Raw genomic sequence first — 26,283 nt, 5'->3', positions numbered from 1 at the left:
TACAGGAGTGTCTTGCATGTAGCGTGCCAGAAATGAAAACAGGGGAAGTGCCGACCACAGGCACAGAAGAGTTCGGCGCAGGCGAGGCAGAAGTGGTGGCCTCCAGAGCGCGCAGCACCACCGCTTCTTTTCGCGGGAAACTACAGGGGAACTATCTCGTAGTGCTCCTGATGAAAATGGGGGTTGGACTTGATGACCAGCTTGACGCAGCAGTCCTCTTCCAGCTTTTCCACATATTCGGCTTCTTCTGAGAACATGATATCAGCCACATCGGCATAGGCCTCGATATAGAGCTTCTTGCCTTTGTAAATACCGGCGATACGCTGAATCTCCCGGAAAATATCGTAGCAGACGGTGTGGGGCGACTTCAGGAATCCGCGTCCCTCACAGTAGTGGCAGGACTCATACAACACGCGCCCGATGCTGTCACGCACCCGCTTGCGGGTCATCTCCACCAGTCCCAGTTCGCTGACAGGTAATACGTTGGTTTTGGCCCGATCTTTCTTCAGGTTCACCTCAAGGGCCTGCAAAAGCTTCAGGCGGTTCTCCTCTTCCTCCATATCGATGAAGTCGATGATGATGATCCCACCGATATTGCGCAGTCTGAGCTGGTAGCAGATTTCGCGGGCGGCCTCCAGGTTGGTCTGCAAAATGGTGTCTTCCAGATTCTTCTTCCCCACATAGCGCCCGGTATTCACATCGATGGCCGTCAGGGCCTCAGCCTGGTCGATGACAATATAGCCACCCGACTTCAGCCAGACCTTCTTGTTACTGAGCTTGTTCAACTCCACTTCGATATTAAAGGCGTCGAAAAGGGGCTCTTTGCCGTGGTACAGCTCAATGCGATCAAAGAGGTGGGGCAGCAGCCGCGATGCGAACTCGCGACAGCGCAGGTACTCCGCTTCATCATCAATGTAGAGCGTCGCGACTTCCCGCGTGAACAGGTCACGCATGGTCTTCAGGATCAGATCAAGATCCTGATAGAGGAGTGCCGGGGCCTTCACCTCCCCGGCCTTCTTCATGATCACATCCCACAGGTTGGTCAGAAAACTCTGATCACTGGCAAAGTCCTCTTTTTGACGGTTCTCGGCAACAGTGCGCGCAATCAGCCCCATGCCCGCCGGTTTGAGATCATTAAGGATGCTGCGCAGACGGTGCCGTTCCTGTTCCGAAGCAATGCGACGTGATATGCCGATATGGTCGATGGTGGGCATCAGCACCAGGTGTCTGCCGGGAAGGGTGATGTAGCTGGTGATACGCGCGCCCTTGGTGGAAATGGGCTCCTTGGAAACCTGCACTATCAGCTCATCGCCAAGGCGCAGGATTTCGTCAATGGGAGGATATTCCGCGCTGCGGGCTTTTTCGCCGTTGGCATCGCCATCTTCAAGATCCGGCAGTGCGGCATCAACACCCAGCTGCTCGCGTCCAAGATCAGCGACATAGAGAAAGGCTGCCTTTTCCAGACCGATATCCACAAAAGCCGCCTGCATTCCGGGCAGTACCTTTGAGACGACCCCCTTGTAAATATTCCCCACAATGCCGCCTTCGCGCTTGCGTTCGATGAGAATTTCACTCAATTCACCATTTTCCATATAGGCGACGCGGGATTCATAACTGCGATGATTGATAAAGATAGTTGTTGACATGTATGTGTCAGATCCTTCCTGATTATTCGTACTGGGGAGCCCAGAGATAGTAAAAACCGCTCTTCAGGGATGCCATGTGGCCCACAAAGCCAAAATCGACCAGAGCTGGGCCCGGAGCACTGTTCGTCATGGTGTTATAGACGTTGTCATTTGCGTAGGCACTCCGGCGATAAACAACCACCCTGGCATCGGGGCTGGCACCGGAAATTTCTGCAGCCCGTGTGAGCACGCGGGGAAAGTGCAGAACCTCGTCTATCAGACCCACTTCAAGGGCCTGGCTGGCAGTATAGATTCTTGCGCTCGCGACATCGGCCATGTGTTCCGCCGAAAGCCTGCGGCGCTGCTGCACCAGTTCAAGAAAGAGGCCATTGACATCATCAACCATCTGCTGAATCAGCTCCTGCTCTGCAGGCAGCTCAGGGCGGAAGGGACTGCCCATATCCTTCAGGGAGCCAGACCTGGTAACCTGCGCCTCAAGCCCAAGTTTCTCCATGAGCCCATGCACCTTCGGACGGATGAAGATCGTGCCCACCGATCCCGTGATGGTTGCCGGGTGAGCCGTAATAAGATCTGAAGCCAGGCTGATGTAATAACCGCCTGAAGTTGCCATTCCCATCAGACTTACCACCACCGGAGTGCCCGTTTCAAGACGGAAACGCTCAATTTCATGATAGAGGATATCACTGTCAACGGTCGTCCCCCCAGGAGTGTCCACGGTCAGGATAACCGCCCGGATTAAAGGATCACGACGCGCCATATCCAGGTGGGCAACCACCTCCTGCACCAGACTGGGCTTGGTGGTCAACATTCCCTCCCGGGGAGTACTGGAAATAAAACCCTGGATGGGGATAACCAGAATCTTATCCTGGTGAGTCCCCTGCAGCACCTGCTCCTCCAGAGGATCGGAGTAGCGGGGGAAGAGGGTGATATTGGCAGGAGCACAGCCTGCAAGGAGAAGGGCGCAGGCCACATACAGTGAGAAAATCAAGTGTGTTATCTTCATAGGTGTTCCTCTTGTTTCTGGCATAATTTTTTCATAAGAATTCACTCAAGTTTCGCATCTTGTCGTCTTAGGCTAAGGTACTATTATTCTGACATTTATCGCGCGGAAACCGTATTGATTTTGCATGCTTGACTCATCTGTATCCCACTTTTCGTTTTCCGGGTATTATCCTTTTTGACCGCGCAAAAAGGACGCAAAAACGCGCCCCCCGAACGCCCGTTTTTCCGGATCATTACTCGCCTGTTCTGGAGATCCGACAGACACTGCCTCCCTGCAGTGCTGCCGGACCACTCACTTCCTGTGAGTGTCCCGTTCGGGTCTTGCCAGACAGGCGTCGCACTCACCGGACGGGCTCAGGGGGGAACGGCCTGCTTCTGTCTTTCCCCCGTGTGCTGGCCCAGCCAGGACGCGCCGACTGGAACGCTATGGACCCGCAGGGTTGACGCCACGACGGCGGCAACCGCAAACCAAAAGCCACGGAGGGCGGTTGTTTGCGGTCCCCAGTTCCAGGCAAGCGCACGGCTGAAAAGGACAGCACTGGGGGCCGCTTTTGCGCCACTTTTTGCGGGTAAAAAGTGGCAAAGAAACTCATAGACAAGGCGAGGGCAATGTCAAGAAACGCAGTCTGTGCAGAACCATTTTGGCCATCCCAGTATGGTATCCAGGTCGGCGCCGACAACCTGCCGCTTCGGGGTGCGAAACTTCAGTTTGAAGTTTTCGAATACAAAAAAGACAACTCCCTCTCGCAGATCCGCTGGGAACGCAGGGAAGACGACAGCCAGATACACTGTCCCCATGGTGTATTCGCCGCGTTCCCCGCGTCCCGTGTGAGCGCAGTGAACGGGCGAGAGACCGATTTCACTCTTCTGGATTTGTATTCATTCGCGTGTATTCGCGGTCAAATTTCCCCTTGAAATTATCGGAATTACTGCCATACTTGCAATACATTTTCCGTTGGGGGCGCTTCCGTAAGGAGGCTGAGAAGAACCCCATGAACCTGATCCAGGTAATGCTGGCGAAGGGAAACGGGTGCCGTGTTCACGACATACAACCGTTTCCCCTTCGTCGGGAAACGGTTTTTTATTTTCCACAAAGGAGCAAGCATGAATGTAACCCAGATGCACCGGGCCCGCAAAGGCGAAATCACCGAGGCCATGCAGACGGTAGCGGCCAGCGAACAGCTCGAACCGGAGTTCGTGCGCAGCGAAGTGGCCCGTGGCCGCATGGTCATCACCGCCAACATTAACCACAAGAACCTTGTCCCCATGGGCATCGGCATCAACGCCCGCTGTAAGGTAAACGCCAACATCGGCAACAGCAAGCTCTCCAGCGGCTGCCGTGAAGAGCTGGAAAAGCTGCACATGGCCATCAGGTATGGCGCCGACACGGTCATGGACCTTTCCACAGGCGAGGATATCAACCGCATCCGTACCGCCATCATTGAAAACTCTCCCGTGCCCATTGGCACCGTGCCCATGTACCAGGCCGTAGAGGAAGTGGAGGATCCCCTTGATCTGAGTGCCCGCAAAATTCTCGATGTCATAGAAGAGCAGGCCCGCCAGGGCGTGGATTACATGACCGTGCACTGCGGCATTCTGCGCCGCCACATTCCAATGGCCATTGGCCGCACCACAGGCATTGTCAGCCGTGGTGGCAGCCTGATGGCTCAGTGGATGCAGAAGCACCAGAAGGAAAACCCCATTTTCGACCACTACGATGAGCTGCTGGAAATCTGCAAAGCCTACGACGTCACCCTCTCCCTGGGAGACAGCCTGCGCCCCGGCTGCCTGGCCGACGCCTCCGACGAAGCCCAGCTCAGCGAGCTGGAAGTCCTGGGTCAATTATGCAAACGGGCCTGGGAGCAGGATGTTCAGGTAATGATCGAAGGCCCCGGCCATGTACCCATCGACCAGATCGAGTTCAACGTGCGTAAGCAACAGGAGCTGTGCCACGAAGCCCCCTTCTATGTCCTCGGCCCCCTGGTCACTGACATAGCCCCCGGCTACGACCACATCACCGGCGCCATCGGTGGCGCCCTGGCAGCCTACTACGGCGTGTCCATGCTCTGCTACGTCACCCCCAAGGAGCACCTGGGCCTGCCTAACGCCGAAGACGTGCGCAACGGCATCATCGCTTTCAAGATTGCCGCTCACAGCGCCAATATCGCCCGCAAGTTCCCCGGCGTCCGCGATCGCGACGACGAGATGAGCCGCGCCCGCTTCGCCTTCGACTGGCAGAAGCAGTTCGCCCTCTCCCTCGACCCCGAACGCGCCCGTCAGTACCGCATGGAATCCATGCCCGAAGAACTCAGGAACGACTGCAGCACCGAACACTGCTCCATGTGCGGACCCAAGTTCTGCTCCATGAATATCAGCCACCAGATCATGAACGCCGACGCTGCCAATGCAGCCAAGTAAAGGAGGAAACCATGGCACAAGTCAACGGACGCACCGTACCCATCCCCGAAACCATCTCCATTGAACAGCTGAAAGAACAGCTGGGCGTCAACGCCTGCCGCATGGCCGTGGAAGTCAACGGCGAGCTGATCGACCAGAACCGCTTCGGGGAAGCGATCATTAACGACCAGTGTACGGTGGAGATTATTACCCTGGCTGGAGGCGGTTGATACTGTTCCTTTTTGACCGGCCAAAAAGGAACCAAAAAGCCGCCCCCCGAACGCCCGTTTTCCCAGCTCGTTAGCTTGCCTGTCCTGGAGATCCGGCAGAAGCTGCATCCCTGCAGCTCTTCCGGACCACCTGCCTCCTGCAGGCGTCCCGTTCGGGTCTTGCCAACCAGGCTTCGCACTCACAGGACGGGCTCAGGGGGGGGTGAGAGAGTGAGATGCTTTGCTGCTCCCCCGTGTGCTTGCTTCTGCCAGGCAGCACCGACTGGAACGCTGGCAGCCCGCAGGGTCGCCGCCACGAAGGCGGCGACCGCAAACACAGTCAGGGATGACGGTTGTTTGCGGCCCCAGTTCCAGACAAGCTGACGGCAGAAATCTGCAAGCACTGGGGGCCGCTTTTGCGCACCTTTTGGCGGGTCAAAAGGTGCAACTGACTCAATTAACCATTTAACCCGATCGCAGCATGGTGACTGCATAAGGAAACTCATATGTCAACAGACCAACTGATCATAGCCGACCGTTCATTCACTTCCCGCCTGCTCATGGGCACCGGGAAATTCGCCAACAATCAGCTTATGGCCGAGGCTATCCGCGCTTCCGAGACGGAAGTGGTGACGGTGGCCCTGCGCCGGGTTGATCTGGATGCGCCCCAGGACGATATGCTGGCGGCCATTGACACGGAGCGCATTCTGCTGCTGCCCAATACGGCGGGGGCACGGGATGCGGAGGAGGCGGTGCGTCTGGCCCGCTACGCCCGCATGGCGGGTTGCCCTTCCTGGGTGAAGCTGGAGGTGACGCCCGATCCGCGCTACCTGTTGCCTGACCCGCTGGAGACCTACAAGGCGGCCCAGATCCTCATCAAGGAGGGCTTTACGGTGCTGCCCTATATCAACGCCGATCCGGTGCTGTGCAAGCACCTGGAGGAGATCGGCTGCGCCACGGTCATGCCCCTGGGCAGCCCCATAGGCAGCAACAAGGGGATCAAGACCCGCGAAAACCTGCGTATAATCATAGAGCAATCCCATGTGCCGGTGGTTGTGGATGCGGGGCTGGGCGCTCCTTCCCACGCGGCTGAGGCCATGGAGATGGGGGCTGACGCGGTGCTGGTAAATACGGCCATTGCCATTGCCAGCGATCCAGCTGCCATGGCCCGCGCCTTTGCCAAGGCCGTTCAGGCGGGCCGTGAGGGGTATCTGGCGGGACTTGGCCCCCAATCCAGTGTGGCTTCAGCTTCCAGCCCCCTCAAGGGCCTGATGTGGGAGTGAATATGTACAGTCAGCACTTTGCCAGCATTGATCAGACGGAACTGCGGCGCATGGTGGATGGGGTGGGTGAACAGGATGTGCGCATCGCCCTGGAGAAGGAGCACCTTGGCATCAAGGATTTTGCCGCCCTTATCAGTCCTGCCGCCGACCCGTACCTGGAACAGATTGCCAACAAGGCCCGCCAGCTCACCATCCAGCGTTTCGGACGCACCATCCTGATGTATGCTCCGCTCTATGTCAGCAACTACTGCACCAATGGCTGTCTCTACTGTGGTTTCAACCACGACAACCAGGTTGATCGGTTGCTGCTGACACCAGAACAGGTCATGCAGGATGCCCATATCATCGCCAGCGAGGGTTTTCGCCATCTGCTGCTGGTCTCCGGTGAGGACCGACGCTATGCTGACACGCCCTACCTGTGCCAGATCGCTCGCCAGCTCAAGGGCCAGTTCAGTTCCATTGGCGTCGAAGTACAACCCCTGGAAGAGGCTGAATACGCGCAGCTCAATACCTCCGGAGTGGACAGCCTGACCATCTACCAGGAGACCTATGACCGCGAGCTCTACGCCCACGTACACCCCAAGGGGCGCAAGCACGACTTTAACTACCGCATAGACACTCCTGACCGGGGTGCGCGGGGTGGCATGCGCAAGGTGGGGCTGGGAGTTCTGCTGGGCCTGGGCAACTGGGCCATGGATGCCTGCAACCTGGCCCTGCACGTGCAATACATGATGAAGACCTACTGGCGTACCCAGGTTTCCGTCTCCTTTCCCCGCCTGCGCGTGGCAGCTGGTGGTTTCCAGCCATCTGACCCAGTCAGCGACAAGCACCTGTTCAAGCTGATCTGCGCCTTTCGCCTCTTCACCCAGGATGGGGTACTGGTGCTTTCGACCCGCGAGTCGGCGCAGTTTCGCGACCTGGTTTTCCCTTATGGGGTTACCCAGATGTCGGCGGGCTCGAAGACGAACCCGGGCGGTTATTCAGACCATGACGCCTCCGAAGAGCAGTTTCATGTGGAAGACCCCCGCTCAGCAGGGGAAGTAGCCAGGGCAATAAAAGAACATGGTTATGAAGCAGTATGGAAAGATTGGGACGTGCACCTGGTGTAAGGAGCGCCATGAGAAAAGTTTCACACGTAAAATATTCCATATAAAGGTGTTGACAGCTCAAGTATATTACCGTATCCTCCAGCTCAATTAAAACGTTGTTCTGATTAACGCAGCGGAGGTGCACTTTGGAACCTGATTTCCCCATGCAGTTTTACTGGGACCTGTGTGCAGCATTGCGTGAAATCAAACACGCTGATCTGGAATTCCTGAAGAAATACGATGTAGGACCAGCACAGTTCCGCATCATGCGCTATACCCACGGCAAGCGCGGCGGCGTTAACCTTAAGGATATAGCAACCCTGATGGAGGTTTCTCCCAGCAATGCCAGTCGCCTGGTGGATAAACTGGTTCAGAAAGGGTGGATAGACAGGTCCATATCTCCCATCAGCAAGCGGGAAATACTGCTTCAGTTAACACCTGATGGCAAGAAAATGCTGAAAAGGATTGCGCCGGAACAGCGAAAAAATATTGGAAAGCTTCTGAACGCCAAGCTTTCCCAACACGACCTCGAACAGCTTCACGAACTGCTTCAAAAACTCCTGGGCGGCCAGCAGAGCCAGGAAGAGTACGCCGAAGAGTGTGACAGGGCCATATAGCAGATGAACTGAAGGAGCGATCAGCGGCGTTCCATGGAATACAGGCATCCACAGTAGTGTTGACGGTAAAAACCCATTTCGCGTGATATCTGGAGGCTTCGCTGGAAGCCTCCTTTTTTTTTGAAGTTCGCCTGCAGAAATCTGACACCAGAGCGGGAAGCGGCATCTTCTCCCAGCGCATTGATGCGCTCAGCGTCTTTGTGGGGAGATATACTCAGCGTCGTGGTGAAGATGTCATAGCCATGGGCAGCGGCATACTGTGCGCTCTTTTCCAGGCGCATACCATAGCATATGGTACAGCGCAGACCTTTTTCCGGCTCCTGCTCGTACCCTCGAATTATTTCAAACCACGTTCTACTGTCATCATCGGCAATGACTATATCGACTTCCGGATTGCGGTGTGCCCAGCGAACAAGTTCGTTTCGACGCTGGATATACTCATCCCGCGGGTGAATATTCGGGTTATAGAAGTAGAGAGTCACCTGATATTCTTGCACCAGCTGCTCTATGACCGGACCGGAGCAGGGCGCACAGCATGCGTGCAGCAGCATGCGCAGACGAGCGTCACTCATGGATCACCACCTGCTCCAGCCACAGGTCAAGGATATCCATCATCTCCCCGAAGCGGGGATTGTAGGTCAGCCGACGCATATACCCGCCCTCCTGACTGAAAGGCACGAACACTTCGCCAGACCAGACCTGCAGCGCCCTGCGGCACTGTTCTTCCTCTTCGGCAGCGCGGTAGTGGAGGCAGTTCACGTAACGGCCATCAACACCATAGTGTCTGTCATCGGGGTGGTAGGGCAGGCTGACGTGGGAGAAGTGATAGATGTTCCGCTGCGGCAGATAACTGTTCAGAATATGCGTTCTCTGCTGAGCGAGAAACTGATCGCCACTGGACTTCTGAAACAGCAGCAGACGACTCCCATCGTGGACGGCCTGCTCCTGAAAAAACCTGATCGCGGCAGGCGCGCTCACAGTGGCATCATCCATGGAGATGGCCAGGAAAACCGGCACATGACCCAAACTGCCGGAACTGCGCATGAGCCGGTCATTGTGCTGAATCAGTCGAAATACCTGCAATGCGCCATTCAGAGCAAAGGATTCATACTTTACCGCGTCAAGGTCTGCAGAAGTGCGCAGCCAGGGGCGAAACTGTACCGCCAGTGGCAGCAGATGAGAAAACGGACTGTCTATGGCGATGGCCGGTGCCAGCAGCACAATGCCCTGCAGGTCATGTCCGCCCTCCAGGGCCATGCGCACACTGAGGGTACCTCCGGTGGAAAAGCCCCCCATATACAGGGAGTGCACAGCGCGGGACAGATGGTGCAGGCCATACTCTACGGCTCTGACCCACTCATCGTGATGCACCGTGAGCAGATCACCGGGAATGGTTCCATGGCCGGGCATAAGGATGGTGCGCACCAGAAAACAGCGTTGTGAGAGGTGCTCGGCCAGCGCGCGCATGCTGTAAGGAGAATCCGTCAGTCCATGCACCAGCAGTATGCCCTGCCGGTGCATTCCGTCGTCATCCGCCTCCGGGCAGTGGGAAGCTGGCTGAAGTTCGTAGGGCGTATTGGCGTCAATGGAAAACTCCAGAATATCGGGAGCTATGTGTTCCTGCTGCTCGCGCACGGCACGCACCATCGCTTCTGTCAGCTGCAGGTATGCGGAGAACGGCGTCTCCAGAGCCACCGGGAATGTACGGTTCATGGAAGAAGGCTGAAGGCGCTGCTCATGGGAAACAGGTATCAGCAACAGCAGAAGCAGGCTGACGAGAATCACCGCCGCTGCTGCCAGCAGGAAAAGGCGATCAGGCTTCATGGGCCCGTGCCGAGAAAATTGAGGGACAGGGAGTTGGTACAATACCGCTTGTGGGTGGGCGCAGGCCCGTCTTCAAAGACATGGCCCAGGTGGCAGCTGCACACTGCACAGACGATCTCGACTCTTTGCATTTCATGACTTGTGTCGACATGATACGCCAGCGCACCATCAATGGCTTCCCAAAAGCTTGGCCAGCCGGAGCCGGAATCGTATTTCCAGATGGAGTGAAACAGGGGAGCGCCACAACAGGCACAGGTATAGGTACCCTCTTCGTGATGGAGAAGATAGCGACCGCTCCCCGGTCGTTCTGTGCCCCTGCAGCGGCAGATATGATACTGCTCGGCAGTCAGGCGCTCGCGCCACTGTGCTTCTGTGAGTTCTTTCCACCGGGTCATGGTATGCCCCTCCACGGGAAAATATCCATCATTGTATGCATACACAGCATCTGGTCGTCAGGACAGACGCATCCGATAGTCTTCGTAACCGAATTTTCTGACGACATCAAGCCTGCCCGACTTCCTCCAGATGGCAATGGAGGGGAGGGGGACACCATTGAAGGTATTGTTCTTCACCATGGTATAGTGGGTCATATCCTCAAAGACAATGCGGTCTCCCGGCTGCAGGGGGCTGGCAAAGGAATAATCCCCGATCACATCGCCCGCCAGGCAGGTATTCCCGCCAAGGCGATAGGTGAAGGGCAACTCACCTGGCTCTGCAGCTCCACGAATAGCCGGCCGATAGGGCATTTCCAGCACATCGGGCATATGGGCAGCAGCCGAGGCGTCGAGAATGGCGATATCCATGCCATTGTGCAGAATATCCACCACGCTGGCCACCAGCGGGCCCGTCTGCCAGCCCACGGCTTCGCCGGGCTCCAGGTAGATCTCCAGGTTATAGCGGTGCCGGAACTGCTGAATAATGCGGATCAGGCGGTCCACATCGTAATCGGCCCGGGTGATATGGTGACCTCCACCGAAGTTCACCCATTTCAGCTGTGGGAAAAACTGGCTGAATTTGGCTTCGACCACTTCAAGGGTACGCTCCAGGGCATCGGAGTTCTGTTCGCAGTGGGTGTGAAAGTGAATCCCGTCAAGGCCGTCAAGGAGATCGGGACGGAACTGATCACGGGTAACCCCAAAGCGGGAAAAGGCTACGCAGGGGTTGTAGATAGGAGGCTCCACTTCGGAGTATTCGGGGTTCACCCGAATACCGCAGGAGACACCTTCTTTTTCCCGGATCACATGCTGCAGGCGCTCCCACTGACTGAAGGAGTTGAAGACGATATGATCACTGTACCCCAGGATCTCCCGCAGAGACTCCTCGGTAAAGGCCGGCGAAAAGGTGTGCACCTCGCGTCCCATCTCCTCACAGCCAAGGCGCGCCTCATGCAGTCCGCTGGCAGCGGTGCCGTGGAGTACCTCGCGGATCATGGGAAAAGTGCTCCACATGGCAAAGCCCTTCAGTGCCAGGAGAATCTTGGCCCCCGACTCGCGCTGAACCCGGTCCAGAATATTCAGGTTATGCTGCAGTTTCTCCTCTTCCAGCACGTAGCAGGGCGTGGGGACCTGGGCTATATCCAGAGACATCAGTACTCCTTGATGTGCCAGGGCAGGCCCTGCTGGTTGAGAAGCTCCATGAAGGGCTTGGCGTCAAATTCTTCCATGTTGAACACACCGGCACGGTGCCAGATCTTCTGCACCATGAGCATGGCGCCGATGACCGCCGGGACACCGGTGGTATAGGAGATGGCCTGGGAGCCCACTTCGCGGTAGGCATCCTGATGGTCGCACACGTTGTAGATGCGCACGCGCTTCACCTTGCCGTCCTTGATGCCCTCGATGTTGCAGCCAATGTTGGTCTTGCCTTTGGTCAGGGGCCCCAGGTCGCCGGGATCGGGCAGCACGGCCTTGAGAAACTGCAGGGGAACAATCTGCTGTCCCTGAAATTCGATGGGCTCAATACTGGTCATCCCCACATTCTGCAGAACACGCAGGTGGGTGAGATACTGCTCACCGAAGCTCATGAAGAAGCGGATGCGTTTCAGCCCCTTGATGTTGCGGCACAGGGATTCCAGCTCTTCGTGGTAGAGCAGGTACATGCGCTTGGGGCCGACCTCTTCAAAGTCATATTCAAAGGATTCGGAGAGGGGCGGGGTGATCTTCCACTCGCCATCCTCCCAGTAGCGGCCATTGGCCGTAATCTCGCGGATATTGATTTCTGGGTTGAAGTTGGTGGCAAAGGGCAGACCGTGGTCGCCACCGTTGCAGTCCAGGATGTCCACATAGTGGATTTCATCAAAGAGATACTGCTGGGCGTAGGCACAGAACACGTTGGTCACGCCGGGGTCAAAACCGGAACCCAGGAGCGCCATAATGCCTCGCTTCTCGTAGCGTTCCCGATAGGCCCACTGATACTTGTACTCAAAGACCGGGTTGTCCTTGGGTTCGTAGTTGGCGGTGTCCAGATAGTCCACACCCGTCTCCAGGCAGGCATCCATGATGGTCAGATCCTGATAGGGCAGGGCCACATTGAGCACCAGATCCGGCTGAACCTTGCGAATCAGGGCCACGAGCTCGGGAACATTGTCGGCATCCACCTGGGCGACTTCAAGTTTCTCCGTGCCAACGGCACGCTGTATTTCCTCACACTTGGAGAGGGTGCGACTGGCCAGTACCACCCGCGTGAATACCTGAGGATTCATGACACACTTGCGGGCAACCACATTTCCAACGCCACCGGCGCCAATAATCAAGACCGTGCTCATAGACTCTCCTTTTCTTTTGAGGATTTCCTTTGCTGCTCAGCGCGAAATTCCATGGTGAGGGCTACAGCATAACACGCTGCCCCGACCGTAATACATATGTCAGCCACGTTAAAGGCCGGCCAGTGATATGAACCAAGAAAAACGTCAAAAAAGTCGATGACATACCCCAGGCGTACGCGATCTATCATATTGCCGATGGCTCCGGCCGCGATGAGCAAGGCGCCCTGGCGATGAAACCAGGTACTGCCGTGGCGGTAGAGGTACACACAGACAGCCAGGGCCACACACCCTACCACCACAAAAAAACCAATGCGCAGGCTGGCGTCCAGACCACCAAGTAACCCGAAAGCCGCACCTGGGTTATATACCAGTGTCCACTGAAAAAAACCTGGTATTACCGGCACGCTCTGACCCAGGAAAAGCCATGTATCCATAAAAACCTTGCTCGCCTGATCCGCGACGACAAGCAGGACAACCAGTACGGCGAATTTCCTCATCGATCGCGAATCACTGCGGCACAGCGCGGGCACAGACCAGCTTCCTGCTTCCCGGTATCCACATCACTGATCCAGCAGCGCTCACACTTGGCGCCAAGCGCCTTGGACACCTCCACCAGCAGGCCGTTCTCCAGTTCCTCCAGGCCGCTGAGTGGTTCCACACTGAGCTGACTGACAATGCAGGAGTCGCGCAGCTCGGCGTTTGTGAAGCTTTCCAGGAAAGCAACGGTCTCGCGGTCGTTGGAGTATACCCTGACCCTGGCATCCAGGGAGTGACCGATGACTTTCTCATTGCGGGCCAGCTCAAGGGCCTTACTCACATCGGAGCGCAACTTCATCAGTCGATCCCAGCGAGCCATGAGAGCTTCATTGAAAAACTCGCCACGGGGCTCAGGGAAGTCCAGCAGGTGCACGCTGGCCAGTTTTTCCGGCTCATTGAGGTGCTGATAGACCTCTTCCATGGTGAAGCTGAGCACGGGAGCCAGCAGGCGCATCATGCCCGAAAGGATGAGGTGCAGCGCCGACTGGGCACTGCGCCGCTTGAATCCATCGGCATCCTCTGCGTAGAGGCGATCCTTGATGATATCCAGATACTGGGCCGACATATCCACACTGCAGAAGTTGTTGCAGGCATGGTAGATCACGTGGAACTCATAGTTTTCGTAGGCATCCAGTACCCTCTTCTCGAAGGCGTGGTACCTGGCCAGGGCGTAACGGTCAAACTCCAGCATATCCCCGTAGAGAATCGCGTCGGTCAACGGATTAAAGTCATACAGGTTTCCCAGCATGTAGCGCGCCGTATTGCGGATGCGGCGGTAGGATTCAGCCAGGCGATTGATGATCTCATCGGAGATGCGCAGGTCATCACGGTAGTCCTCGGCAGCCACCCACAGGCGCAGGATATCGGCACCGTATTTCTTGATAATCGCATCAGGGGCCACCACGTTGCCCATGGATTTGCTCATCTTGCGCCCCTTGCCATCCAGCACAAAGCCGTGGGTCAGCACGGTCTTATAGGGAGCCTGACCACGGGTAGCCACGGCAGTCAGCAGGGAAGAGTGGAACCAGCCACGGTGCTGGTCACTGCCCTCCAGGTACATATCAGCCGGCCAGGGCAGGCCGCGTTTGCGCAGCACTGCCGCATGGGTCACGCCGGAGTCGAACCAGACGTCCAGAATGTCCTTTTCCTTGTAAAACTCACCATGGCCGCAGTGGGTGCAGGTCGTCCCCGGCTGGAGAAAATCACTTACCGGCCGCTCATACCAGGCGTCCACGCCCTCGGACTCAATCAGGTTCGCGGCTTTCTCAAACACGGCGATATCCTGCAGGGGCTCTTCACACTGTGAGCAGTACAGAACCGTTATGGGCACTCCCCACAGGCGCTGACGGGAGACACACCAGTCGGGACGATTCTCTATCATGTTGTAAATGCGGTCACGTCCCCAGGCAGGCACCCAGGTGACCTCTTCCTTGATCTGCTGAAGGGACTTTTCGCGCAGGTCATTGTGTTCCATGGAGATAAACCACTGGGGCGTGGCGCGGTAGATAACCGGCTTCTTGCAGCGCCAGCAGTGGGGGTAGGAGTGTTCAATGCGACTGCCCGCCAGCAAGGAACCGCTCTGCTTCATGTGCTCGATAATGGCCGGGTTGGCCTTGTTGATATGCATGCCACCGAAGTGAGGCACCTCCGCACGGAAAACACCATGGTTATCCACGGGGTTATAGGGCTCAAGACCATATTTCAGGCCGACAATATAGTCCTCCATCCCGTGGCCTGGCGCAGTGTGCACCGCGCCGGTTCCGGCTTCGGTGGTCACGTGGTCACCCATGATCACCATGGAGTCGCGTTCGATAAAAGGATGACCACAGACGCTGTTTTCCAGCACAGCACCGGGGAAAGTGGCCAGAATGGAGAACTCATCAAAGCCAAAGATCTGCATCAGAGAACCCAGCAACTGACTGGCAACAATCAGGATGCCGCGGCTTGTCTCCACAGCGCTGTACTCCAGCTCAGGGTTCAGGCAGACAGCCAGGTTGGCGGGCAGGGTCCAGGGCGTGGTCGTCCAGATGACAATGGACACATCCGTCTTCCCCTGCAGTTCCGGTATAATGCCACCAAGGGCGGAGACAACGGGGAAGGCGACATAGACCGAATCTGAAGTGTGGTCATGGTACTCCACTTCGGCCTCAGCCAGGGCGGTAACACAGTCGCAGCACCAGTAAATGGGCTTCAGTCCGCGATAGAGGGAGCCCTTGGCCATAAAACTGCCCAGCTCGCGCACGATATCCGCCTCATAGGCGAAGTCCATGGTCAGATACGGCTCATCCCAGGCGCCGAAGACACCAAAGCGCTGGAATTCCTCGCGCTGGATCTCAATGTACCTGGCGGCGTGTTCACGGCACAGCTGACGTTTGTCAACGGCCGTGGTCGTATGCTTGTCCTTGCCCAGGGCCTTGTCAACACCCAATTCAATGGGTAGTCCATGGCAGTCCCAACCGGGCACATAGGGTGCCTGGAAACCCTGCATGGACTTCTGCTTGATGATAATGTCCTTGAGTATCTTGTTGAGTGCGTGACCTATGTGCAGATGCCCGTTCGCGTAGGGGGGGCCATCATGGAGTACGAAGAGGGACTTGCCCTGACGTGACTGCTGAATCGCGGAATAAATGTCCTCCTGTTTCCACTTTTCCAGAAACTGGGGTTCGCGCTGGGGCAGGTTGCCGCGCATGGGAAAGTCAGTGACAGGCAGATTCAGGGTATCTTTCAACTCCATAGGTATAGCTCCTTGTAAAATTCAGACGAACAGTCATCACGCAAAAGAGCGCACTGATACAGCAGGCCCACACGGAAAATCTTAAAGATAAATGATTATCACAGACTGAATCAAGCCAATAATAAAACCGAGCACGGCCCCCAGCAGCTCAATGTGGCGCAGCTCTTTTTTTGCCAGGCGAAGGATCATCGCCTCGAACTCATCGAGGTCAAACTGATCCAGTTTCTCCTCGACGATTTTGCCGATGTCCACTTCCCGGTGAATCTTATCCACCATATCCTGTTTCAGTTTCATGGCCTGGGCGTAAAAGTCCTCTACCACCACGGGGCGGATCTTGGGTATCAGGCTGTCGATAACCGATGCCATCATGGGTATCTTCTCGGTTATCTTGTTGCGCAGTTTCTCGCGAATCAGCTCATCGACAGCGGCCTCAATCTGTGTGCGGATATCGAAACCGTGAAAGATGCGAGTGATCTCCTCTACGCTCAGGAGCTCGTCCTGCACGGTTCCGGCGATTTTGCGGGCGATCTCGCCGCGCCGCTTCGGAAGGATACCCTGAAAATTCAGGCCCAGAAAATACACCGGACGGTGAGGGCGAAAGAGCATTCTGATCGCCAGCATATTGGTACCCCAGCCAATGAATAGGCCTATAAACGGCATAAGAATGATCTTTATATCCACAAGAGGTCCTCACGGTATGGAATGGGCGCCAAGGATAACAAAAAAATCGTTTTCTGTCACGGGACAGAAAACGATCAGTATATCTCCAGAAAACGGGATCACCATCAAAGGTCCCCCTGCTGCCCGGTCAGACCTGTTTAATCAGGTCACGGCTGCCAGGCTTCACCAGGTCGATCTTTCCTTCACGGCACATGGGGCATTCCTCGGGGGCATAGGCGGGAACACTCATGACCAGCAGACTGGTATAGGGCACGCCCAGCTGCGCCGTGCCGTTGCTGCGGTCAACCAGCGACGCAGCCCGCACCACTTCAGCCCCATGGGCCTGAGCCAGCTTGATGACTTCCTTGACACTGCCGCCAGTCGTAATGACATCTTCCACGATCAGGACGCGCTCGCCGGGCTGCAGCACAAAACCGCGACGCAGGGTAAACTTGCCGTGCTCGCGCTCAGCATAGATCGACCGCGCTCCCAGGGCCCGAGCCACTTCATGTCCGGCACGAATACCTCCCAGTGCCGGAGCCAGCACCACATCGATCGCGTCTTCTATCTTGGATGCCAGTTCAGAGCACAGCAGCTCGCCCTTTTTCGGATACTGCATCACCCGCGCGCACTGCAGATAGCTGTCGGAGTGCTTGCCACTGGTGAGCAGAAAGTGTCCTTTCAAGAGGGCTCCGGTCTCCCTGAAAACATCCAAAACCTGTTCATTGCTCATCATAACTCATCTCTCCATCCAGTAATTTTATCACCCGCTCACCTGGCATCATCATACCCAGCTCACGGCGGGCAAGACGAATGAGGTGCTCTTTGTCATCGGTCAGGCGGCTGATCTGATCTTCCACCAGGCTGATCTCATAGGCCAGGTCGCGCAGGCGCGTATCCAGCTCTGTTTTATTCTTCACAATCTCTTGGTAACGCAGGAACCCCATGTCACTGAAGAGAAATGACAGAAAGAAACCGATGGCAAAACACAGGAGGGTTACGGGTACAAACAGGTTTTTTCCCATGTTTCTACTGGCCAAGTAAATAGTTTTTTCCAGCTTCCAACAGCTGTTCTACTTCGACGGCATCACCAGATTCCGCGTAAACCCTTGCCACAGGCTCGGTTCCAGACAGTCGAACCAGAATCCAACGGTCGTCTCCAAAAAGGAATTTTATTCCATCAGCCCGATTCACTTCCTGCACAGAAAATGAACCAACACGCTCAGTGTCATGGCTGAGCCGAGCTTTCAGCTGCGCCATATCAACACCTTCCAGAGCCACATTGATGCGCTTGCAGGTAAGTGAACCCACGGTTTCGTGTATATCCGCCAGAACGCGAAAAAAATCCTTTTCGTAAAAAGCCAACGCCTCAGCCACGAGCAGCACGGCAATAATCCCATCCTTTTCCGGAACATGGCCAAAGACGGAGAGCCCCGCGCTCTCCTCTGCACCGAGGGCGATCTTGTCCTGGGTAATCAGTTCCCCCAGCCACTTGAAACCAACCGGAGTTTCGAAATACTCCCGTCCGTTATGAGCCGCGACCCGATCCAGCATATGGGTGGTGGCCACGCTGCGACCCGTGCCACCGGGGAACTGCTTTTCCCGGATCAGGTACCACGCCAGAACGGTGGCAACATCATTGGGGTTAAGCACGGTGCCATCATTGGTCAGGATGCCGAAACGGTCGCCATCGCCATCGCACATCAGGCCAAGGGTGTGTTCCGGCTGGATAAAATCGATGAAATCCTGAATATACTCCGGTGCCGGCTCAGGCGGATAGCCACCGAAAGCAGCATCCCGATAGTCGTTAATAATGTCGTAGTCCACCCCATTGCGCTCCAGCAGGGCATCCAGAACCCCCCCCGCCGTTCCGTAGAGCGGATTGACCGCGTACTTGTGGTTGCGCAGCAGGCTGAAGTCTATGATGCGCTCGATAGAGTCGAAGTAGGCCTCCAAGGGGTCCATGGTACGATAGTCTTCACTGAACCGGGGCTTCCAGCCAGAGTTCAGCAGCTGATTGGCCAGGTCGGCTATTTCTCTGGTAACATGGGGCAGCGCCGGACCTCCGGTGGACATGCTGAATTTAATCCCGCCATAATCACTGGGGTTGTGGCTGGCCGTAAAATTGATGGCGCCAGCCAGTTCGTTATGAATGACCGCATGGGCCAGTACCGGGGTGGGAACATCACGCTCGACCAGGTACGCCGTCACGCCTTCAGCGGCGAGGATGCGGGCCGTATCCCGGGCGAACTTGTCGCCCAGAAAGCGGGGGTCGCGCCCGATGATGACACCATTGGCGCCCCTGGGGTCTTTCTTCACCACCTCCGCGATAGCCTTCACCACACAGGATACACCTTCAAAGGTAAAGTCATAGGCCAGATGTCCCCTCCAGCCACTGGTGCCAAATGCGATCATACCACCATCCCTCCGATGTACGAGTCAAGGTCAATGGAGTTTTCGGAAAAGTACCGTTCAAGATCTTCGAGGATATTCAGGGAAGCACAGGGATCGGTGAAGTTCACCGTACCGACCTGTACCGCGCTGGCTCCGGCCAGGAAATACTCCAGAGCATCCCGGTAGTTCATGATGCCGCCCATGCCAATCACCGGAACATCGGTGACACCGCAGACCTGATAGACCATACGCACTCCCACCGGCTTGATGGCGGGGCCACTGAGCCCGCCAGTCAGATTGCCGATGCGCGGCTTGCGAGTCTCCACGTCAATGGCCATGCCGATCAGGGTATTGATGAGGCTCAGGGAATCGGCTCCGGCCGCCACAGCGGTCTCGGCAAAAGGGCGGATATCGGCCACATTCGGACTGAGCTTGACGATCAGGGGCTTTTCGGTGGCGGCACGCACGGCCTGCACCACCGCTGCCGTCATGCTCACGTCGGAGCCAAAGGCAATGCCACCGCTTTTGACATTAGGGCAGGAGATATTCATCTCCAGTGCCTGGATACCTTCCACAGAAAGGGCTTTGGCGCATTCCACGTACTCTTCCACGGTATTCCCATAGAAATTGGCGATCACGCTGGCACCGATTTCGCGCAGACGGGGCAGCTTCTCTTCCACAAAGCTGCGCACGCCGATATTCTGCAGCCCGATGGCATTGAGCATGCCGCCATAGGTCTCCGCGATACGCGGCATTCTGTTCCCCTGGCTGCCCGCGAGGCTCAGGCCCTTGACGCTGATACCGCCCAGGCGCGCCACGGGGAAATACTCATTGAACTCAAGGCCATAACCAAAGGTTCCGCTGGCCACCATGACACGATTGGGAAAAGTCGCGTTGCCGATCTTCAGTGGTTTCATTTTCGCTTCCTGGTAAGTTTTTCTCGTTTCAGCTTCTCGAAGTACTCAATCTCCCAGGCTTCAGCCCTGCGATACTTGCCGACGCCGACTCCCCCCAGCAGAATTTCACCCAGACTGACCCGCTTGAGCTTGCGCACATCATACTTCAGGGCTTCAAACATCTTGCGGATTTGCCGGTTACGACCTTCGGTGATGGTAACTTCGTACCAGAGGTTGGGCGTGGCCGTCTGTTTGCCGGTGTTCACGCGACGTACCCGGGCGGGTTTGGTCTTGCCATCTTCAAGGAGAATGCCCTTCTCAAAAACCTGCATATGCTCAGCCGTCATGGGCTTGTCAAGGCGCACCAGATAGGTTTTCGAAACATGGAAGGCGGGGTGCGTCAGCACATAGGCCAGGTCGCCGTCATTGGTGAGCAGCAGCAGTCCCGAGGTATCCCAGTCAAGGCGCCCCACCGGAATCAGTGGCTCCCGGATATTGGGCAGCAGATCCATGACCACAGGACGTTCCTTGTCATCAGAGCGGGAAGTGATATAGCCCGTCGGCTTATGGAGAATGATATAGGCGTGGTTGTGGAATATCTGAATCCGTTTGCCGTCAACGGCCACAAAGTCTTCATCGGGATCGGCCTGGGTGCCGAGTTCTGTCACCACCTTGCCGTTGACCATGACCCGACCCTGCCGTATGTACTCTTCCGCTTTACGGCGTGAAGCGACACCGGCCTGGGCCAGAATTTTCTGTAAACGCATATGCATGTATACTTCCTGTCTGTAGTCTCTTACCAGTGCCGCACACGTATCAAGGCGACTGTGATGAAAATTCTATCATAAGCGTCCCCCGTTGCACATGACTAACTGGCAGCCACTCAAAACGGATACGCTGCGCGTAGCCCATGCCCTGGCGATCCAGCTCCTCGTTACCGGTACGGCGCAATACATTCACCTGGGATACGGTACCCGAGGGCTCCACAAAGAGCATCATCTCCATGGTTACGGCATAGGCGACACTGATGCGGGGAAAGGCCGGCATAAAAGTAATCTTGCGTTGGGAAAGGTCACCGGTAATCTGAACGCGCTCGTCCAGCTGTTCGCCACTGACCTCTGGCACCACGCGCTGGACCTGGGCCTCGCGGCGCTGGGCGAAAAGTTCCTGGATATGCTCATCCACATAGCCAAGCTCCGCTGGCGGGGTGGGGCGAGACATGCGTCGATTGCGTTCCAGGGAGGAGTCGCGCATCTCCCGCTGCCCGAAGACACCCGATGCCAGCGGTATCGAAAATTCGCGCACCTGCCCATCGGGTTGCTCCGTTCGGGGGAGAGCCACCGTGCGCCCGGAAATCTGATCGATATTTTCGCCAGCCAACTCAAGGCGACGCGGAAGTTCCCGCGCGACGGGAACCGGCGCAACGGGGTGACGCATGCGCCGTTCAAACTCCACCGCCACCGGTTGTGGCGCAGATATTTCCTGAGACTGATAACGGGGAAAGAGCGCGAAGAAAACCCCGTGAATCAGCAGCGAAAGGCAGACCAGCAAAGGCAGTCGTAACATATATCATCCATCAGGACAGAGTGCGCGGTCGAAGACGCTTGCTCGCCCGCTCAGTTTCCATCCACTACCGTGGCAATGGATATTTTTTCGATACCATGGGTCTTTGCCGCATCCATCACCGCTACGACCCTGCCGTGCTGGACATGCTCATCGGCCATGATAACGATTGAGGGGTACTGGTTGCCCCGCAGCACTTCCACTACTTCCTGCAGGGTCTTGCGCTGACCGCCATGGAAGTATTCCCCCTCGGCGGTGATGGTGATCTCCAGCGGTGTCGTGACCGTGGATGTCGCCTCACCGCGGGGCAGGCTCACCTCAACTCCACCCGTGGGGTTAAAGGTCGTCGTCACCATGAAGAATATCAGCAGCAGGAACACCACATCAATCATGGGCGTTAGATTGATAATCAGCTGGGACGGTCGTTTGGGAATGAAATTCATAGCATCCCCGCGATATCCGATGCGTGTTTTTCCATATGGGTGACCAGGTTCTGGGCCTTGGCTTCAAAGTAGTTGTGGGCAGCCAGGGCGGGAATCGCCACGATGAGTCCGAATGCCGTGGTCATAAGCGCCTCGGAGATACCACCGGCCATGGCCTGTGAGTGGCCAAGCCCCTGCTGCTGTATGGTGAAAAAAACCTTGATCATGCCACTGACCGTACCCAGCAGGCCAAAGAGCGGCGAAATATTGGCTATGGTTCCAAGCGTTGTCAGGTAACGTTCCAGGCGCAGAGCTTCCAGTTTCCCCGCGTCAAGAATGCGGTTGCGGGCCTGCTCGCCACCGGACTCAAGGCCCGCCAGAATGATGCGTGTCATGGGAGTGTTATGCTCAGCACAGAACTTCGCAGCATCATCAATATTGCCAGAGGCCAGTGAGCGTTTAACCTTTGCCACCAGCTGCGGATTGATCACCACGCTGGCGCGCAGGGTGATGGCCTTCTCCAGAATGATGGCAACGGAGAGGACGCTGAACAGAAATATGGGGGTCATGATGTAGTAACCACCGAGGGAGAAGTAGTGCAAAAGCGTGTCGATCATCGATTTACTCCTTGGTTCATTCGCTCTTCAAGTGCTTGAGCCCTTTCAGGCTGATTGGTCAATATATAGAGTTCATGGAGCCTTTGGAAGGCTTTCTGCACATAGGGGGAGCTTTCGTGCAGATAGGTCACCTTGAGGTATTCCACAATGGCCCGCTGCGGGTCGGTTTTTTCAAAGGACCACGCAAAGGCGTAGCCCGCCAGATCCCGGTGTGCCGTATAGGTGAACAGCAGGGCACGGCTGATAGACTGCGCGCCCTGGGCGTTGCCCTGCTCCATGAGAATCGGCAGCGCTTCCGCCAGGTTGCGGGTACTGCCGGTGGACTCCGCCTGCTGCAGCAGCAGGGTGACATCGGGGGTGCCCAGGGCCATGGACGCCTCAATGGCGTGATGGCGGGCCTGTTCGCGATAGTTGGGGTTCTCAAGCATCTGCTGCAGAAAGAGGTAGGCATCACGGTAGTTACCCTGGCGCAGATATGCCATACCCAGGTAGTAGCGCAGCTGTGGGTGCTGCTCACGATGCTGAGCGGCAAAACGCACCACAAGGTCATATTCACCGCGCTCCAGCAGCACACGGGCAAAACCCACAAAGGCGTCCCGGTCACCAATACGCTCCACATGACTCTGGGCCCGCTGATAGTCACCCAGCTCCACATACTTGCGGCTGAGGTAGGCATAGGCGCTGCTGAGTGTGGCGCGATCCATGGAAGCCTGGTGTTCGCTGACATAGGTTTCCACCTCGCGGAAGCGATCCTGCATGATCAGACTGTTGAAATATCCGCTGTGGAAGCTGTCGCTGGACACCCTGGCGTAGTACCGCTGCGCCCGATCATAGCGCCCGGCGTTATAGTGAGCGTCCCCCATGAGGCGCAGGGCACGCTCTCGGTAGTAGGCGTCGGCTTCAAAACGCTCCTGAAAGCGCTCCAGCACCATGAGCGTCCGGTCATAATCCTGGGCATGGAACATGGACAGTGCCTGAAAGAAGGTGCACTCCAGATAGTCGGCCGACGGCTCGTCAAAACGCTGGCGGCACAGGAAGTAGGAGCGGGTGGCCTCCTGGTAGTGCCCAAGCTTCAGGAAAGCATGTCCGCGCTGGCGCACGGCGGCGCCACTGCTCTCCGTCACGGTATCAAGGGCCTGCTGATAGCGGCCCCAGTTGTTATAGAGGATCGCCAGCGAAATGCGCACGTCATCTTCACGATACTGGCGGCGCAGAAGGTCACGATAGATTCTCTCGGCCTCTTCATAACGCTCACGCTGGGTATGGAGGTTTGCCAGGTGAAAGCGGGCACTGGTGTAGTAGGCCGACGAAGAGGGGATCTCGGCATAGAGCTGGGCAGCCCGCTCAAGATTTCCAATCAACAGCGAGGCCTTGGCACTTTCAAAGAGCCACAGGTCATAGTAATCCACCCCTGGCCGAAAGTGCTGATGCCCTGCCGTTATAACCCGCTGAGATTCGGCAAAGTGTTCCATCTGCGTACGGTTGATCAGGGAGAACAGGAAGAAGGCGCGTTTGTTTTCGCTGCTCAGGGCGTCCACGACAATCTGCTCGAGGGAGTCGAACATGGACTGGGCAAAGCGCCCGGTATTGATAAAGTGTTCCGCCTGGAGGAGGTACGCCTCATTGCGCACATCAAAGGGCGAATACTCGACCAGCACACGGGCAAAGTAATCGCGCATGCGGATATCCGGCTGGACCATATAGGCCTCGTAGGCGGCGCTGGATTTCATGGTGGAAGAGCCGATACGCTCAAGCCAGAAACGCCCTGCCTCCATATCACCAAGCCGCGCAGCGCTGACCACCGCCCGGCGGGCTACACCATCATCAGCCAGGTCAAGGCGATCCGCGGCCATGCCCAGCACACGACGATCATCTTCCTGGCTGGCGTAGTGCTCAAGCACCCGCGTAAATGCCAGGGACATTCCCTGTTCAAAGGCCTTTTCAAAGGATTCAACGGCCTTCTCGTGCTCGCGCAGCTGCTCGTAGGCATGGCCCCTGAAGTAGAGGGAGTGGGCCGAGAAGGGCGTCCCTTCGAGATTGCGGGCAACCCGCACGGATTCTTCAAACTCCCCTGCATCGAAGAGGGCTATCTGCTGCAACAGCCAGGGTGCCGGCTGGATATTCTGCGTTGGCGTGCGCTCGTGGTAACGCCTGACAAAGGAAGCGTACTCCATGTCGCCACGATTGTAGAGCAGGGTCGCCAGGGCCAGGGAGGATTCCGCCGCCACTTCCGGTGAGGCGGAGCGTGCTGCGCGGCGGAAGAACTCGATACTCTGCTGCTCATCCCCGATCCCTTTCCAGGACAGGGCGCGTAAATAGAGGGAAATAGGGTAATGGGGCGAGGATTCCCCGATCCCTTCAAGGGTGGCAAGGGCCTGTTGATAGTCCTGGGCTGCATAGTGAAAGCGGGCCGCTCGCACTTTGCCATCGTCACTCATGGCCGCTGCGACGGAAGCGCCAAAGCGCGAAGTGAACAGACAGCCGCCGGGTTTTTCCACCAGAACCTGATACTCCAGGGGGCGACGCAACATCTCAGGACTTTCCGTATACTCCTCCACCTGCAGACGCATCAGGGCCGTCTGGGGTGCCTCGCCACCAGGCTTGAACAAAGGTGCGGTTATCGTATCTGGTTTAATAAGGACGTTCACCTGAAGGGGATCCAGTTGAACCGGCGGCAGATCGGTGACAGCCTGGGCATCCCAGACACCTATTCCCAATACCATGAACAGGAGAATCGCGCTTTTTCTCATTTTTGCCCCGCCATGTAGTCCCAAAAGGTTTTCATAGTGCTCATGGTATGATAATTTAGCCGCCGTTGCAACTTCCCCAAGAAGGACTGTTTCCCATGAGCACACGATCAGCCACCGGCCTGAAACTCTACACACTGGAAGAGATCGAAAGCATCTCCCAGGCCGCCCGCATAGCCGCCACCGTCCTGCGCGACATTGAACAGCAGATCAAACCCGGCATTGACACCGAGACCATAGACGCGCTGTGCGCGCAGATGATTGCCGACCATGGAGCTACAGCGGCACCCCTGAACTACAAGGGTTTTCCAAAAAGCGTCTGCACCTCCATCAACAACGTCATCTGTCACGGCATCCCCTCAACGGGTGAGGTTCTCAAGGATGGTGATATCATCAACGTCGACATCACCGCCATCTACCGCGGCTACTACGGCGACACCTCACGCACCTTCTGCGTCGGCGAAGTACCAAATCCGGTACGCCTCTTTGTGGAGCGCGTCGAGAAGGCCATGGACAAAGGTATAGAGGCTGTAATGGCCGGCAAGCCTTTTACGGTGATTGGTGATGCCATCGAGAAATATGTTCGTCGCTTCGGCTATTCGGTGGTGCGCGATTACTGCGGACACGGAATTGGCGAATCCTTCCATGAAGAACCGGCCGTGCTGCACTACAGCAGCAACAGCCCCTCCCATATCCTGGAGAATGGCATGGTCTTCACCATCGAGCCCATGGTCAATCAGAGTAAAAACTGGCGCAGCGTGCTCGACAAAAATGATGGCTGGACCGCCAGAACAGCCGATGGCGCACTGTCTGCACAGTTTGAACACACCATAGCCGTCGTCGATGGACGGGCAAAGGTTCTCAGTCACGCCCATTAACCGCT

Annotated in this window: 25 protein-coding genes and 1 riboswitch; of the genes, 6 read left to right on the top strand and 19 right to left on the bottom strand. The window is 56.6% G+C overall.

The features are described from left to right. Positions 1-140 precede the first annotated feature (140 nt). Positions 141-1,646, bottom strand: a complete 1,506-nt coding sequence (locus tag ACZ46I_RS09750) for an Rne/Rng family ribonuclease (RefSeq protein WP_013506125.1) — start codon at positions 1,644-1,646, stop codon at positions 141-143. Between the two features lie 22 nt (positions 1,647-1,668). Further along, positions 1,669-2,649: a signal peptide peptidase SppA gene (gene sppA / locus ACZ46I_RS09745; RefSeq protein ID WP_464280663.1), complete on the bottom strand. Its 981-nt coding sequence runs from the start codon at positions 2,647-2,649 to the stop codon at positions 1,669-1,671. A 946-nt stretch (positions 2,650-3,595) separates the two neighbouring features. Next, positions 3,596-3,690, top strand: a riboswitch (TPP riboswitch). 62 nt (positions 3,691-3,752) lie between these two features. On the opposite strand from sppA, the gene thiC reads away from it, so the two are divergent. From thiC to ACZ46I_RS09720, 5 genes are all read left to right on the top strand, one after another. Next, positions 3,753-5,066, top strand: coding sequence for a phosphomethylpyrimidine synthase ThiC (gene thiC, locus ACZ46I_RS09740; protein WP_049871114.1), 1,314 nt, complete (start codon positions 3,753-3,755; stop codon positions 5,064-5,066). 11 nt (positions 5,067-5,077) lie between these two features. Further along, positions 5,078-5,275 (top strand): sulfur carrier protein ThiS, encoded by a 198-nt coding sequence (gene thiS / locus ACZ46I_RS09735; RefSeq protein WP_464280662.1) that lies wholly within the window; start codon positions 5,078-5,080, stop codon positions 5,273-5,275. 485 nt (positions 5,276-5,760) lie between these two features. Continuing rightward, the gene (locus ACZ46I_RS09730; RefSeq protein ID WP_464280661.1) at positions 5,761-6,537 is read left to right on the top strand and encodes a thiazole synthase; all 777 of its coding nucleotides are present in this window, start codon (positions 5,761-5,763) and stop codon (positions 6,535-6,537) included. A 2-nt stretch (positions 6,538-6,539) separates the two neighbouring features. Then, the gene (gene thiH, locus ACZ46I_RS09725; RefSeq protein ID WP_464280660.1) at positions 6,540-7,646 is read left to right on the top strand and encodes a 2-iminoacetate synthase ThiH; all 1,107 of its coding nucleotides are present in this window, start codon (positions 6,540-6,542) and stop codon (positions 7,644-7,646) included. 125 nt (positions 7,647-7,771) lie between these two features. Beyond that, a complete protein-coding gene (locus tag ACZ46I_RS09720) occupies positions 7,772-8,242 on the top strand; it encodes a MarR family winged helix-turn-helix transcriptional regulator (RefSeq protein ID WP_013506132.1) in 471 nt (156 codons plus the stop codon). A gap of 20 nt (positions 8,243-8,262) precedes the next feature. Here the strand turns inward: ACZ46I_RS09720 and ACZ46I_RS09715 are convergent, their stop codons facing one another. The 17 genes from ACZ46I_RS09715 to ACZ46I_RS09635 all read right to left on the bottom strand — a co-directional run bounded on the left by ACZ46I_RS09715 (position 8,263) and on the right by ACZ46I_RS09635 (position 25,403). Continuing rightward, complete coding sequence (locus ACZ46I_RS09715; RefSeq protein WP_464280659.1) at positions 8,263-8,814, bottom strand: epoxyqueuosine reductase QueH; 552 nt, start codon at positions 8,812-8,814, stop codon at positions 8,263-8,265. Next, entirely contained in the window at positions 8,807-10,066 is a 1,260-nt protein-coding gene (locus ACZ46I_RS09710; protein ID WP_464280658.1) for an alpha/beta hydrolase, read from the bottom strand. The genes ACZ46I_RS09715 and ACZ46I_RS09710 overlap by 8 nt, the downstream gene beginning before the upstream one ends. Continuing rightward, a complete protein-coding gene (gene msrB / locus ACZ46I_RS09705) occupies positions 10,063-10,461 on the bottom strand; it encodes a peptide-methionine (R)-S-oxide reductase MsrB (RefSeq protein WP_464280657.1) in 399 nt (132 codons plus the stop codon). The genes ACZ46I_RS09710 and msrB overlap by 4 nt, the downstream gene beginning before the upstream one ends. A gap of 57 nt (positions 10,462-10,518) precedes the next feature. Then, on the bottom strand, positions 10,519-11,652 hold the full coding sequence (nspC, locus tag ACZ46I_RS09700) for a carboxynorspermidine decarboxylase (protein ID WP_013506136.1): 1,134 nt from the start codon (positions 11,650-11,652) through the stop codon (positions 10,519-10,521). Next, the gene (locus ACZ46I_RS09695) at positions 11,652-12,830 is read right to left on the bottom strand and encodes a saccharopine dehydrogenase family protein (RefSeq protein ID WP_464280656.1); all 1,179 of its coding nucleotides are present in this window, start codon (positions 12,828-12,830) and stop codon (positions 11,652-11,654) included. Before ACZ46I_RS09695 ends, nspC begins: the two co-directional genes overlap by 1 nt. Then, positions 12,827-13,327, bottom strand: coding sequence for a signal peptidase II (lspA, locus tag ACZ46I_RS09690; RefSeq protein ID WP_464280655.1), 501 nt, complete (start codon positions 13,325-13,327; stop codon positions 12,827-12,829). Before lspA ends, ACZ46I_RS09695 begins: the two co-directional genes overlap by 4 nt. Further along, a complete protein-coding gene (gene ileS / locus ACZ46I_RS09685; protein WP_464280654.1) occupies positions 13,324-16,101 on the bottom strand; it encodes an isoleucine--tRNA ligase in 2,778 nt (925 codons plus the stop codon). The genes lspA and ileS overlap by 4 nt, the downstream gene beginning before the upstream one ends. Before the next feature lie 81 nt (positions 16,102-16,182). Continuing rightward, positions 16,183-16,761, bottom strand: coding sequence for a DUF445 domain-containing protein (locus ACZ46I_RS09680; RefSeq protein ID WP_226509079.1), 579 nt, complete (start codon positions 16,759-16,761; stop codon positions 16,183-16,185). 148 nt (positions 16,762-16,909) lie between these two features. Then, positions 16,910-17,497, bottom strand: coding sequence for an orotate phosphoribosyltransferase (pyrE, locus tag ACZ46I_RS09675; RefSeq protein WP_013506141.1), 588 nt, complete (start codon positions 17,495-17,497; stop codon positions 16,910-16,912). Further along, entirely contained in the window at positions 17,484-17,786 is a 303-nt protein-coding gene (locus tag ACZ46I_RS09670) for an FtsB family cell division protein (protein ID WP_013506142.1), read from the bottom strand. Before ACZ46I_RS09670 ends, pyrE begins: the two co-directional genes overlap by 14 nt. 4 nt (positions 17,787-17,790) lie before the next feature. Next, positions 17,791-19,176 carry a phosphohexomutase domain-containing protein gene (locus tag ACZ46I_RS09665; protein WP_013506143.1) on the bottom strand — a complete coding sequence of 462 codons (1,386 nt, stop codon included), beginning with the start codon at positions 19,174-19,176 and terminating at the stop codon, positions 17,791-17,793. Next, the gene (locus ACZ46I_RS09660) at positions 19,173-20,072 is read right to left on the bottom strand and encodes a dihydroorotate dehydrogenase (RefSeq protein WP_464280653.1); all 900 of its coding nucleotides are present in this window, start codon (positions 20,070-20,072) and stop codon (positions 19,173-19,175) included. The genes ACZ46I_RS09665 and ACZ46I_RS09660 overlap by 4 nt, the downstream gene beginning before the upstream one ends. Further along, positions 20,069-20,818 (bottom strand): pseudouridine synthase, encoded by a 750-nt coding sequence (locus ACZ46I_RS09655; RefSeq protein WP_464281852.1) that lies wholly within the window; start codon positions 20,816-20,818, stop codon positions 20,069-20,071. Before ACZ46I_RS09655 ends, ACZ46I_RS09660 begins: the two co-directional genes overlap by 4 nt. A gap of 49 nt (positions 20,819-20,867) precedes the next feature. Next, positions 20,868-21,617, bottom strand: coding sequence for an energy transducer TonB (locus ACZ46I_RS09650; protein ID WP_464280652.1), 750 nt, complete (start codon positions 21,615-21,617; stop codon positions 20,868-20,870). Between the two features lie 50 nt (positions 21,618-21,667). Then, on the bottom strand, positions 21,668-22,057 hold the full coding sequence (locus ACZ46I_RS09645) for an ExbD/TolR family protein (protein ID WP_013506147.1): 390 nt from the start codon (positions 22,055-22,057) through the stop codon (positions 21,668-21,670). After that, the gene (locus tag ACZ46I_RS09640) at positions 22,054-22,653 is read right to left on the bottom strand and encodes a MotA/TolQ/ExbB proton channel family protein (RefSeq protein ID WP_013506148.1); all 600 of its coding nucleotides are present in this window, start codon (positions 22,651-22,653) and stop codon (positions 22,054-22,056) included. The genes ACZ46I_RS09645 and ACZ46I_RS09640 overlap by 4 nt, the downstream gene beginning before the upstream one ends. Then, positions 22,650-25,403: a tetratricopeptide repeat protein gene (locus ACZ46I_RS09635; RefSeq protein ID WP_464280651.1), complete on the bottom strand. Its 2,754-nt coding sequence runs from the start codon at positions 25,401-25,403 to the stop codon at positions 22,650-22,652. The genes ACZ46I_RS09640 and ACZ46I_RS09635 overlap by 4 nt, the downstream gene beginning before the upstream one ends. A gap of 95 nt (positions 25,404-25,498) precedes the next feature. On the opposite strand from ACZ46I_RS09635, the gene map reads away from it, so the two are divergent. After that, on the top strand, positions 25,499-26,278 hold the full coding sequence (gene map / locus ACZ46I_RS09630) for a type I methionyl aminopeptidase (RefSeq protein ID WP_226507623.1): 780 nt from the start codon (positions 25,499-25,501) through the stop codon (positions 26,276-26,278). Positions 26,279-26,283: the final 5 nt, after the last annotated feature.

This window comes from Desulfurispirillum alkaliphilum (assembly GCF_055378285.1).
This window is presented reverse-complemented; position numbering and strand designations above follow the sequence as displayed.